This is a genomic window from Arachidicoccus rhizosphaerae, from assembly GCF_900107765.1.
In the GTDB taxonomy this organism is placed as follows: domain Bacteria; phylum Bacteroidota; class Bacteroidia; order Chitinophagales; family Chitinophagaceae; genus Arachidicoccus; species Arachidicoccus rhizosphaerae.
The window spans coordinates 75,450-88,180 of the sequence record NZ_FNQY01000005.1; the positions used below are offsets into that span (position 1 = coordinate 75,450).

Annotated in this window: 9 protein-coding genes; all 9 read right to left on the bottom strand. The window is 39.7% G+C overall.

Annotation, left to right across the window (positions count from 1 at the left end; translation table 11 throughout):
* Positions 1–68: 68 nt before the first annotated feature.
* The 9 genes from gldE to BLU80_RS05940 all read right to left on the bottom strand — a co-directional run bounded on the left by gldE (position 69) and on the right by BLU80_RS05940 (position 12,719).
* Complete coding sequence (gldE, locus tag BLU80_RS05900; protein ID WP_244518766.1) at positions 69–1,397, bottom strand: gliding motility-associated protein GldE; 1,329 nt, start codon at positions 1,395–1,397, stop codon at positions 69–71.
* 338 nt (positions 1,398–1,735) lie between these two features.
* Complete coding sequence (locus tag BLU80_RS05905; protein WP_091394954.1) at positions 1,736–2,137, bottom strand: ExbD/TolR family protein; 402 nt, start codon at positions 2,135–2,137, stop codon at positions 1,736–1,738.
* Between the two features lie 30 nt (positions 2,138–2,167).
* Positions 2,168–2,857 carry a MotA/TolQ/ExbB proton channel family protein gene (locus BLU80_RS05910; protein ID WP_091394957.1) on the bottom strand — a complete coding sequence of 230 codons (690 nt, stop codon included), beginning with the start codon at positions 2,855–2,857 and terminating at the stop codon, positions 2,168–2,170.
* Positions 2,858–3,063: 206 nt separating this feature from the next.
* Positions 3,064–4,764: an alkaline phosphatase family protein gene (locus tag BLU80_RS05915; RefSeq protein WP_091394960.1), complete on the bottom strand. Its 1,701-nt coding sequence runs from the start codon at positions 4,762–4,764 to the stop codon at positions 3,064–3,066.
* A 51-nt stretch (positions 4,765–4,815) separates the two neighbouring features.
* Positions 4,816–6,807: a M60 family metallopeptidase gene (locus BLU80_RS05920; RefSeq protein WP_170831156.1), complete on the bottom strand. Its 1,992-nt coding sequence runs from the start codon at positions 6,805–6,807 to the stop codon at positions 4,816–4,818.
* Between the two features lie 75 nt (positions 6,808–6,882).
* On the bottom strand, positions 6,883–8,673 hold the full coding sequence (locus BLU80_RS05925) for a LamG-like jellyroll fold domain-containing protein (RefSeq protein ID WP_170831157.1): 1,791 nt from the start codon (positions 8,671–8,673) through the stop codon (positions 6,883–6,885).
* 50 nt (positions 8,674–8,723) lie between these two features.
* Positions 8,724–10,325 (bottom strand): DUF5008 domain-containing protein, encoded by a 1,602-nt coding sequence (locus BLU80_RS05930; RefSeq protein WP_170831158.1) that lies wholly within the window; start codon positions 10,323–10,325, stop codon positions 8,724–8,726.
* Positions 10,326–10,365: 40 nt separating this feature from the next.
* Complete coding sequence (locus tag BLU80_RS05935; RefSeq protein ID WP_091395026.1) at positions 10,366–11,142, bottom strand: hypothetical protein; 777 nt, start codon at positions 11,140–11,142, stop codon at positions 10,366–10,368.
* Positions 11,143–11,195: 53 nt separating this feature from the next.
* Entirely contained in the window at positions 11,196–12,719 is a 1,524-nt protein-coding gene (locus BLU80_RS05940; protein WP_091395029.1) for a RagB/SusD family nutrient uptake outer membrane protein, read from the bottom strand.
* Between the last annotated feature and the right edge of the window lie 12 nt (positions 12,720–12,731).

Consider the following 12,731-nt stretch of genomic DNA (forward strand, 5'->3'; position numbering starts at 1 on the left):
TATTGCCTCCTAATATCTATCTGAAAATCTGTCTAAAAATCTAAATTTCTCCCTGCATCCCCCGTTGCTTACTCATCCAGATCAATCATGACCCTGATTTTCTGCAACCTGTTTTTGCTGATTTCTTCTACGGAGAAATTAAAGTCTCCGCAATTGATAACTGCACCCAGACTCGGAATCTCCCCGGCAAGTTCCAGGACAAGTCCCGCCAGAGAATCGCTATCACCTTTGACCACATCGAATGTATTGGAAGGAATCCCCATGGCCCTGCAGACATCATTTATCATGGTGCGACCTTCAAAGATATAATTGTAGTCATCGATCTTCTTATAGGTCGTATCCATATTATCATGTTCATCTTTGATTTCTCCGATAATTTCTTCCTGAATATCCTGAACGGTCACAATTCCGCTGGTGCCACCAAACTCATCCACCACCACAGCCAGACGTAAATGTTTTTGCTGAAACTCTTCCAAAAGTTCACCTGCCAGCTTCTGCTCAAATACAAAATAAAGATTAATGATAAGAGAATGCCAGTCAAAATCATCCTTTTTATCCAGATGAGGCAATACGTCCTTTATATGTAGCATACCTACCATCTGGTCCAGGCTACCTTTGTATACGGGTAATCTGGAGAATTTCACTTCCTGGATCCTTTTAATGACCTGGCCAAAATTCAATTCATAATCCAGACCGCAGATATCAAGCCTGGCCTTCATTACCTGCTTTACGGTAACCTTGTTAAACTTAAGGACTCCTTGCAAGATTCTTTTTTCTTCTTCTGAGGCGTCTCTATGGGTTAAGCTGATTGCATTATCCAGTTCTACATTATAATAGGAGCTGGCATCTCTTTTGAAAATAACAGCTTCCAGCTTATTGGATGAATACAACATCCAGGTACCGATTCTTCTGAAAAAGTAATAAACAATCTCTGTCAATACCCCGAAATCCTTTGCAAACCTAATACTTTCCTGGGCTGCATAGGATTTAGGAAGACATTCTCCTAATAAGAATATCAGAATAAATATGATGGCTGTTTTAATAAGGAAAATACCCGCAAATCCAATACTGGTAACAATTAAATGGTCAATCAGGTAACTGGAGGTAAAGATAATCGCCAGGTATATAAACCAACTGGCAATCTGCAGTGCATAAAGTAATTCCTGAGGATGTTCCAACAAATCCAGGATCCTTTTATAGGATGCCTGCGGCTTGGTCTTAATCAGATTAATATCTTTTATCCCAAAGGAAAAAAAGGCCACCTGCGAACCTGAGACCGCAAAGGCAAAAATAAACAGCACTACCAGCAAGGCCCCAAAGATGGTAATCATCTGTGAATCTGCCGCATCCATGTGCACTGTTTGTATGAGCGTATTGATCAATGTGGAGTTAATCACAGTTCAAGGGTTGTTTAATATTTAAAAATCGGGATCAGACATACCTAACAATCCAAATCTGGGCCAAAGAAAACACTGTCAGATTAAGGGTAAACAGTGGTCACCTTGAACACCAAATAAATCTTACGTATGAAATTAAAGAAAATTCTGGACAAAAAAGGAATTTCTGCCCTGGCATTTTTCAGGTAAATACGCAAAATCCACTGCAATATTAAGACTTTTTCTTTTATAGAAGCACATTATAAAGAGCTGTTTTATAGACAGATGAGACTTAAGCAGACAAAAAAATGCCCCTTCTGATAATGTGGAAGAGGCATTCAATTCATTAAATATACGTACTATTTGACGTTTGCTACAACCCTGGCCCCAGCTTTTTTAGCGGCCTGCATAATTTTAAATACATCTCCATAATAAGACACTGTATCGGCATTTATGACAACCGAGGGCGTATCAACAGTCTCATGCAGCTTATTTACCGCCGCAATTAATAAGGTATCTAATTGACTATAATCTGCTACAGGATTCTGTCCCAGGAATATATGCTGATCTTTATCAATAGATACAACAATATTTTGTTTCACCTTGGTGTCTTTTTGCCCTTTTGGATTATTCACCTTGATTACATTGGGGTTGGCCAGGGTGGAGACTATCAAAAAGAATAATAACAGGATGAAAAGTATATCATTTAAGGAACCGGTATATACTTCCGGCCGCTCTTTAAACCTTCTTCTTATATTCATTATCAATGATTTATACGAACAGCAGCTACCTTATCTGGTAGGTTCCTGTAAAATGTCAATGAATTCTGTACTGGCAATTTCCATCTTATTGGCAGTCTTGTCTACCTGAGTTGCCAGGTAATTATGCATGATATATGCAATTAGACCAATTACCAGACCGGTACCCGAAGTAATCATTTTTACATAGATACCGCCAGCGATGACGCTTAATTCAAAATTCCCCGTACTATTAATTTCAAAAAACAATTGAATCATACCAACAATTGTCCCTAAAAAGCCAAACATCGGAGCAATGCCTGCAATCAGTGAAAGGATGTTGAGGTTCTTTTCCATATTATAGAGCTCAAGGCGCCCAACGCTTTCCATACTTTTTTCAATCACGTCAATGGGCTTCCCGACCCGCCTGAGGCCTTTTTCAATGATCCTAGCTACAGGGCTGTCTGTTGTTCTGGCAAGATTCCTGGCCGCCTGAACATTCCCCGAAAGAATATTCTCCCGGATGACATGCATGAAATTTGAATCAATTCTGGAAGCCTTGCGGATTGCCAGAAAACGTTCAAAGAACATAAAAATAGCCAGTATCAACAGCAAATACAGGGGGTACATCAATACACCGCCCTTACCGAGCAGGCCCCATACAGAAACCTTTGCCATTGCATCCTGGCCAGTCTGAACGGCCTGGACGGTTGTATCTGCTACAATCTGCAATAAAACACTCATATTTATTATTATTAATATTTTCGCTAAAATAACAAGACCCGTACAAGAATTTTGTTAATGTTGATAAGTTTTAGGCCATTTTGAGCACTTCATGGCTAAAAAGTTTAATCTGCCTTCTAAAATTGAACAATTAAAGACCCATTTTACCAAAAAGGCTCCAATCATCAGCGATGATCGGAGCCAGTACTTTCAATTAATCATTAAGGTTACAAGCCGTAAATTTCTCTTTCAAATTTAACCAGCCAATCCTGCCCCTGTAATCCCCATGAACTTTCAGGTTCAACCTTTAACCAATAAAACATATTGGCCACAATGTCTTCAGTTACGGGAACCACAGAAGTACCTATTGAAGCATCTGGTACCATGGAGACAGGTACATCGGATCCCATCGCCTCCCAAACAAAGTTACCCATTAGCATCATATCATACCCACCAGGGGCTTGGTTGGTCACCAGTCCGCCACCTCCTTCGTCAATTGGCCAGAAACCAATCAGGTTATCATAGTAAGGATGGTCTTTGATATTTTTCAGGCTGATATTAGCCGCAATGGTTTGTGCATCAAGAGCGACATTAAAAATTTCAAAATCCGCTGCATGGAAGCTTGGGTAGGCGCCGCCCCAGCAATATCCTACCTTTAATGGCGCATCAACATTTATATTTTTAACCCCGGTGATATCTTTAGAAGTCACAAAAACACCGTCCGTATAGCAGTAAGCAGTGCGTACCCCATTTTCGGTTTTCACGCTAACGGTAATAGTGTGCCAATTTCCTCCAGTAATGCTTGTTGGAACAGAAATCTGGTTTTTGCCGCTTCCTCCATTTGCTTTACCTGAAAATTCCACATTATAATGATCTCCTTCCTGCATAAGAAACCAGCCAGTAAAATTATTATCCGTCCCCCCGTCAGTTTTCCCTAAGAAACCGGGATATGAGTTATTGCCGGGCACGCTAACCTGTACCTGGAATGTAAAATCTTTGTCAGCTCCAAAGTTATACAGCCCCTTATCATCCGGAACGTAAGCAATGGCAGCCTGATTACCGCTGCCCGTAAAGTCTACTGTATTAAATCCCACCTTCTTCAGTTCCTCTTTTTTTAGTTTGGGATTGGAAGCTATCACAAATCCTTGTGAGGATTGCTCAGGGCTGCCGCCTCTGGGAGAGGTCACCATTATCAGCCAATCTTCTGCATCATAATTCTCTCTAGCTTTTAGCGCTTCTACAATATCTCCAACATAACCATCAATTTTATCTACTGCACTTTTAAATCCGGCATCAGTGATGTCATATTTTCCGGCATTACCAGCCAGCTCTGCGCCATTGAAGTCAACAAACATAACGCCCATAGTATTCACCTTTAGTAACGAAACTGCCGAATCTTTGACCGCAGCATCATTAGTCACTGCATAAGGGTAATCTGCCTCTACAGCATATTTTACAAGGTTTTGCCAGGGAGACACGAGCGCCGTTTTATAACCCGGTTTTGTCTGTTGTATATAGCTAATAACATTGGGCACGAATGGGATCGATTCATCTTCTCCATCACTAACATCTCCAGATGGAACATATAAAAAACTGCTATCATATATCTGATGTTTCCCGTAACCCGTACCGGTTAAAAGTGTTACCCAGCCGGCAGCATCCGAACTATTTACATTTTTCAATTGAGCATAGGAATACTTTCCAGTTTCTATCAATTTTTGCAAATTAGTCATGTTTGCGTTTTCAAGCTGTTCACCACTTAAGCCATCTATGGTTATGATAAGAACCTTACGCTGCGTGCTAACACTATCTTCACCATACTCCTCAAAATATGGCGGTGGATCTGCATATTTTTTACAGGATGCCAAAAAGATAAAGCAACTTAATATAATCAGCAAACTCCTATTATTAAAATACTTCGTTTTCATCAAAAATTATTTATTGTAGATTAAACTTTCTCAAACTCTTCTCAAGTGGTGCTAATACAATCCGATTTCAGCCATTGCTATATATTGAGAGCCATCCCAGCCATCATCAAATTCCACTTTGAAATACCGGAAGTTTTTCACACCCCCAAAACTGAACTCTTGTCTATTAGAATTTTTCGCCAACTCAAATGTGGGATCAGTCACTAATTCCATATCGTCCGGATCGTTACCCACCCATATTTTAAGTGTTTTAGCATTTCTAGATCCGGCAGCTCTTTGTATGAAATAGATCCCGTTAGCGGTCTGTACCTCAGACAAATCAAACAACAAGACATGTGGCAGGCCTGTCGCCGCACTTGACCACCTTGAGTGCCAATATGTACTATTATTGCCGTCTAACAGTTCTGAGAATTTACCATTACCTGATCCTTCGCCAGTGGTTTCCTCATCATCATTTTGGGTGTCACTCGGACTAAGTGAGCTGACAATCCAGTCAGTTCGTTTAACAGTATAGTCTATTACGTTGTTACCGCCTTGCCTGGTCAGAGGGTTATAATTCCAGATATCGGTCTGCAGTTTATTAACATACTGATTTGACATCTCATTTCTGGCTTGCGAGGAGACTTGAATGCCCCATGCCTGGAAAAATTTAAAAAAGTCCAAATGAGTGTATTCACATACTGCTTCATAAAAGAAATCATGCATGGCTAAATCATTCAGAGAATAACGTTGCGCATGTCTTGCTCTCCAGTAGAGGTAAGACATTAGACCATACCCATCCGCTTTACCATCCCAGCGCTCAATCCTGTCAAATAACTGCATAAATGGAATCATACGAGTGAACGGACTATTAACCAGCGCATCTTTATCAAAATCTTTTCCAGCATCATCCTGACTGGTATATTTAAGACCATCTTCAGCTGCACCGGGTAGCGCCGGATGCAGCGCTGCAACATTTTTAATGCCAATTCTGTGTGCACGCTTTATTGAAAACAGGTTATTTGTCGTTTCACCCAGTGTACTCCAGCTCCAGTAAGAACCTTGTTGATTATTATGCCCGATTTCATGAAGAGTCCCCCAGATGGAAACAGTATCAGTTGCAATCATTGAGGCACTAAACCATTCATTATCGTCCTGTGCAACCACTGGGAATCCATTGTGTCCATATCCAACTGACGGATCTATATCCAATACCACTCTCCATGCTAGATTGATAGGTTTGTCAATATCATCGGAAGCGGTATCAGATAACCCCTCCCATTCATTATAATCCTTTTCTATTATCTGATCCCATGCCTGCAATTGGGTAACAGGATCTACATCCGGATGTTTTTGCAGCCAATCCACCATTTTAGAGGTTGGCAGCGTAAAATCTATATGACCTGAATAGAATTCAAACCAAGGCACCTTGCTGGCTGCAATTTCAGCCTTCCAGGTAGCAGGATCGGTCTTGCCCAATTCAAAATCCGGACTTTTACAGGCTCCGGTAAAACTAAGTTTAACAGGCTGCTCTATCGGGAAAGAGGTAACAATATAAATATTCCCTCCAAACAAGTTTCTAACGTGGTTTACACCTGGGAACAACATTTTTCTGTCATAAATTATGGGCTCCCTACGTCTTGGTGTTTTAGAGGTCAGATTATCAGTCCACATTCCAATCTGACAGATAAGCCCCTTAACACCTTCAGGAACCACAATAGTCACAGGTTCACCAGGCCCAGCATACATGCCTGTATTAAACACGGGCTCAGGTATCACACTAATTCTTAGACGGTTATATGCCTCATTATGATAATTCAAGTTTAAGGTAACCTCATAATTATCTAATCTTGGCTCGGAAGCGTCAACCAATCCGGGGAAAATTCTTGCTTTAGCCAGCATACTATAGTCAGGACGACTATCCGTTGTATCAACTGTAATGTTTTGTTGCAATGTGTCGGTGCCGTAACCATCTGCTATATCGAATCCATACTTTTTACAACTACCCAGAGATAGCGCAGTCAGAATCGAGAGAAAGCATGTTATATAATGTAATTTTTTCATCCGAAAATATTTTATTTTTTGATAACCAGTTGATTTCATTAAAGCACCGGCTACATCCAAATTCTTGATATTTTATTAATAATTATCTGGTACTTGTACATCACTATAGCCATTTGACCAATATTGCCCTTCCAGATTCCAGGAAGGATTAATAATAACGCCAAGCCACTGATAAATCTGCATTGGAATGTCCAGTCCGTTAGGCGTCGCTTTGTAAAAATTCTGATCCGGAGCCGGACATACATTATTGCTGACTTCATTAAAAGTATACCACTGCGCAATTCCACTCGGATCCACGACCTCACCATCCTGATGATTCACGGAATTATCTTTTATTACCGTTGAACCATTACCGTCATTTATTCTGTAATCGGCTGCCAGATATGGATAGTAAGGGCTTGAAGTCGGTATCTCATTCTTACAGTCATATTGGGTAATAATGGAATAAGGCAGTAAGGTTTTCCAGTATCTAAAATCAGAGACGTAAAAATCTGTATAATTCCCTACACTAGTCCCCTGTGGCATGTGTCCGATTACCAGTGGTTTACCAGATGTCAAATCCGCATTTAACTCAACTGTCTTGTCACTAACTTCGATTAATCCATCCAAATATAAATTGATATGAGCCTTATTTGTTCCTTTGGGCCACGCGATGGAGGCAGCAAGTGTATGCCAGTTATTATCATTGACCTGAGAAGAATAACCAATATTATAATATTTACCTGTATTATCAGAAATATAAAAAATGAATCCATTTCCACTGCGCCAGAAAGACCATGCATTACCATTGGAATAAAATCCGGTGGCCATTCCCACAATATTCATGAAATACTCCGTTCCCGTTACCCCTGATTTTAAATATTTAAATTTAAATTCGATTGTTGCACTGTCACCATTTTTCAGATCATAAACTCTTTTATCGTCTGGTACCTTAATACTTACCCCGGAGGATCCTGTTCCTGTTAATAACACCGTAGAATCATTATATGCAGACAATCCTTTAGTAGAAGGTGTTCCATCACGTCCAATATTTTCCGTAACAAACCGTGGATTATTAAAAATTACAAAGCTGTTTCTTCTCGTATCATTATAAGCAGAGGTACTGTCTCCATTATTATTTTTATCAACCACCCCATTTTCATTTGAGGCTATGACTAATAACCAGTTTTCATTGGCATAGTTAGGTCTTGCCTTTAACGCCTGGACGATTTCACCTATATAACCATCAACAGTTGAAACTGCTTTAGCATATTCAGGAATATTATACCGGTAACCATACTGATCCCCTGCTTCAGCAATAGAATGAAACTGCCCCACAATTAACCCGGCAGAATCCTTTTCTAGACTGCTGATAACATTCGCTGCAACTGCCGCATCATCACCTTCCGTTAGGAGCTTTGCTGAAGCATCAGTTAATAAATACTGATCAAAAAGCTTTGATGATGAGTAACCAACAGTCCTTATGTCCGGAGCCACATCACGTAAGCGGGTCATAAGGGAAGGATAATCTTTAAGATTTGCAGTATCAAACCCAGTCTGAACCTTCGTAAGATCTGAATTATAACCGGTCATCATAGAAGCCCACGCACCCGGTAAGACCGTATCCTTATTATTTGCTCCGCTCATGCCTATCCAGCTATAAACCGAGGTCTTAAGTAAGGCACTGATGTTCTGGGGTGCCAGCGTATCAATCTGTTTTCCCTCGGCACCATCAAGAATCAGATAAAGAACTTTTCTATTCTGACTTTGAACACCATTACCATCTGCAGGATATGAAGTCGGCAAATCGTCCACCACTGTTTTATTACAGGCAAAAGTCGCCATAATACAGGTAGCTAACAGTATCTTTCCACATTTACCCTTCATCTGTTTTATATTTTTCAGTAATATCATGACTGTTTACCCTATTTATATTATTAATCAAAAGCAATTTTTACGATGTTTCCCACTTTAACATTATCAAACAACGTTATCAATCCATAAATGACAACACTATGGCTACTTATTTCAACTAGCCCATTTATCTGACCAGTAAACGCCCCTGTGTTATTATACCCTTCAGCCAGACTTCCATCCGCATTAAGAATCATAAACCCTTGACGCACTACATTATCATACGTACTAAATGAACCGGAAATCAAAATCATTCCATTATTGAGCTGGCCAGCGAAATTGGCCGTGCCTCCGGTCATTGCTTTTATGGAGAAACTAGCATCATAGCTACCATCTGTATTCAACATTGCCACCCCATTAGCAACATGACCATCAAAATGAGTAAAATCACCAGTAATAAGTATTTTACCTGTGGTCTCATTATATGTTATTCGGTAAATATCGCCATCTGCTCCTGAACCGATTGCCCCAGCAAAGGACGCATCAAGTCCTCCATCATCAGTTAACGCTCCGATCTTCGGCGCACTTATACCATTAAATTTGGTAAAAGAACCCACAAAGATAATTTTGCCACTTGGTAGCTGTATACCATCAGAAATATACCCATTTAAGCTTCTGACGCCGTATCCCAGCGTCTTATCAAAGTTAAAGGAAGAATCCAGCACCCCGTTCTCATCAGTTTTAATGAAATTATACATGGCAGTTCGGTCCGTATAAAAATTTCCTTTCTGGGATCCTTCGTAATAGTAACTATAAAACTGAGTCATATTCCCGATTGAAATAAGATTATGATCAGCATCTTCAAATACCCTCACTACGTTTCCACTCATATAAGCATTCCAAGTAGGCACTGTATCCACACTATTTTCCGGATGCAACTCTTCATCACCATTCACCAAATCTACAGTAGTGGTATCTAAGGAGCAATCGTCATTTATCCTGGTCAATCCGTCAACTGTATGAACGCCATAAGTCGATATAATACCACCTATATAATATTTACCCCCAGTTGCCAAAATGGAACTAACAATCCCACCATAAGCTCCTTTACCAGCATCATATGATACATATGTACCATCAGAAGAAATCTTTGCAAGCCCGTTAATATCCTGGGTTGAACTTTTACTGTTAAAATCAGTAAAACCACCTGCTAACACAAATAAACCATTTCCTGCTCCATTATAATAAACATCGTAAATAGCGCCATTGGTACCGCTTCCGACTTTAAAGGTATTGTCGGCAGAAACTTTACCGTCTATTTTTAACACAGGTCCGTAAAAGTACTGACCATCAGAAGTTAATACAGATGCAGGACCGGAGGACGTCCCATTAGGAATAATCACCGTAACTAAACTATCAGTAACACTGACAATTTCAGCTTCCACCTGATTTATATAAAATTTATAATCCGTTAGCTTATCCAGTCCGGTAACCTGGAAAGCAATTTTATCGCCTGCTTTACCATCTACCGGATTTGGCTTTTTGCCAAAGAATTGTACTGCAGTAACCGGCGCATCAAAATACGGGCCGGATCCCAGGTTGGTTTCCTTATTACAACTCAAACTGTATAATCCGGTTATAACACAGATCAACAGAAAGAAATATTTAAAAGCAATTTTATTCATTATTAATTTCATTTAACTAGTTTGATTCCTTGATACATTTCTATTCGCCATAATCTATCCCCGCAGCAAGCGCATCCTGGACAAATTGATAAGGCTCAAATCCAAAATAAACCGGTAAAAGTGTGGTCAATGCATCATCTGAATCACTGCTGTAATAAATAACTTTTTGTGTATATTGTAAGACGTGCACAATACCATTATATGGATTAATGTCAGAGGAAGCTACCGGTATTAAATAAGGGAGAAAATCAGGAGGGGTTTCACCGGCAAAATAACCTAACATCAACTGGCGATACCCTGCATATTTAACCCCGTTAACATCATTAAAATACACTCCTATATTCATAACTTTCCCGCCATATGATGAATAGTACTGACCACCATAAACCTGCATAGCCAGCGGATCAATCTGAGGATAATCCTTTAAGCGGTGCACTCCTTGAAATAGGTACAAGGATAGTTCCTTTTTCCAAAAGCTTGCAGGAAGTTGCGCTAAACTGGTAACTGTATCTTTTCCTTTCAACAGTAGCTGCTGATTTAAATACTCAACGCTAGACTTTATACAGGTATCAGCTGGTGCAAAAAAGGTAATAGAATCATTTGTAAAAATATCCTCCATACCAGCCAGACGGATTACCTTACACAAGGAATCAAATAAATGATACTGATTGTTTTCAAGGTAATCCATTACCGTCCCTTCATATTTTGCATTGTGCAAACCGGTATCTATATAATAGTCATCCTTATGACAGGCACTGAACCCTGCTGCTGCAATTACAACTAAACAAAGCCAGCCAAAAAATTTCTTAATGCACATTTTACTTTCTTTTATAGTGAATCGAATGCAATTCATTTTTTTAATTTCATTAATTATCTCCAGTAATCATTTAAGCGCATATTGGGATTTTTCTCCAGCGCCTTGGTACTAATAGGCCATGTCCAGGCTCCGTTCGCAAATGCTTCTGCTGAAAGAGGATGCGGACAAACCTTACCATCCAAGATCCGTTTAGTCCTTACCATATCAAAGAAATAATAGCCCTCTCCTAACAATTCCTTCCACCTCTCATAGAAAATGGCATCAGAAAGATCTTCATTCGGAGTTTCTCCCGGAACATAGTCTGTTGCACCTGCCCTGTCTCTAACCATGTCTAATAAGCGGATAGCTTCATCATCTTTACCTAGATTGTTACATGCTTCCGCTCTTAATAAAATTGCATCCGGCAGACGGAAAATAATCTGATTATCATCCGGGTTCACGTCTTCCCCTTCTTCCGCATAAATATTACTGAATTTGAGATATTCCAGGTCATAATTGCTGTTTGTTCCTGTAAATAGTAACTTCCAACGTAAATCAGGCTTATCAGCAGGAAATAACTTGGTTAAATATTTATCAAGAATCATCAAATAACTTTTGGTGCTCCCATTTTGTTTGTGAGGATAATGCAGCATATTATCCGTAAAGGTTGCGAATAGCCCAAACACCTCCCCTTTATTTAAACTTTGCGCAATTTCAAACAGTCCTTCTTTGGAACTCCCTTCAAAAACTTCATGAAATCTATCCATGGGAAGCAGCTCATAGGCACCACCATTATCCGTCAACAAAACATTACCCAACGAGTCGGTCTGTTGCCAATATTTGGATTGGTTATCAGCATCGAATCCAGCGCACCACATATTAATATTCATCATTAAATCCAAAGCTGAACCCTTCATAGCCCTGACGCCTCTTTTTGAAGGATCATCATAAGTCCAGGGCAAATCATTCACTGATGTTTTTAAATCTTCAAGACATTTTTTAAGTACCGTAACCATATCTTCCCTGCTAGAAGGGTCAATCATATAAGGTTCCGTATAATAAGGAATATCGCCATATAATCTGGCCATAAAAAAGTAGCAAAGATTTCTCATAAAAATAGCCTCCCCTTTATATTGTCCTGCCTGGCTAGCAGACAAAATGCCATCCTGTTTACCAATTTCATCAACAAGAATATTGCAGGAAGATATAATCTGGAAAAAACGGCTCCAATCTGTGATTTTTTCATAGGTACCCACCCAGTTTGAAGTAGAATTAATTGCCCCCAATAAATCATTAGATGCAAATTGATTAATGTAGTTACGGTTAGTGGTATTAACACCCACAAAAGGTGCACATCTAAAATCACCAACAGCTGGAAAAAATTGGGTATAAGAGCCATCGTAATCCTCCATGGTCATGGTCCGGAACTGATTGTAAATACCTGCCATGTAATTATCGAAGTCGCTCTGGGTCTTCCAGAAATTATTGCCCGAAAGTGCACTGATTGGATCCACATTCAGGAATTTTTTACAGCCTGTACCCAAAATGAGCCCTGTTGAAATTAATGCGATCCAGGTTAGTTTATTAAAACGTTTCATAAAATTTTCTTT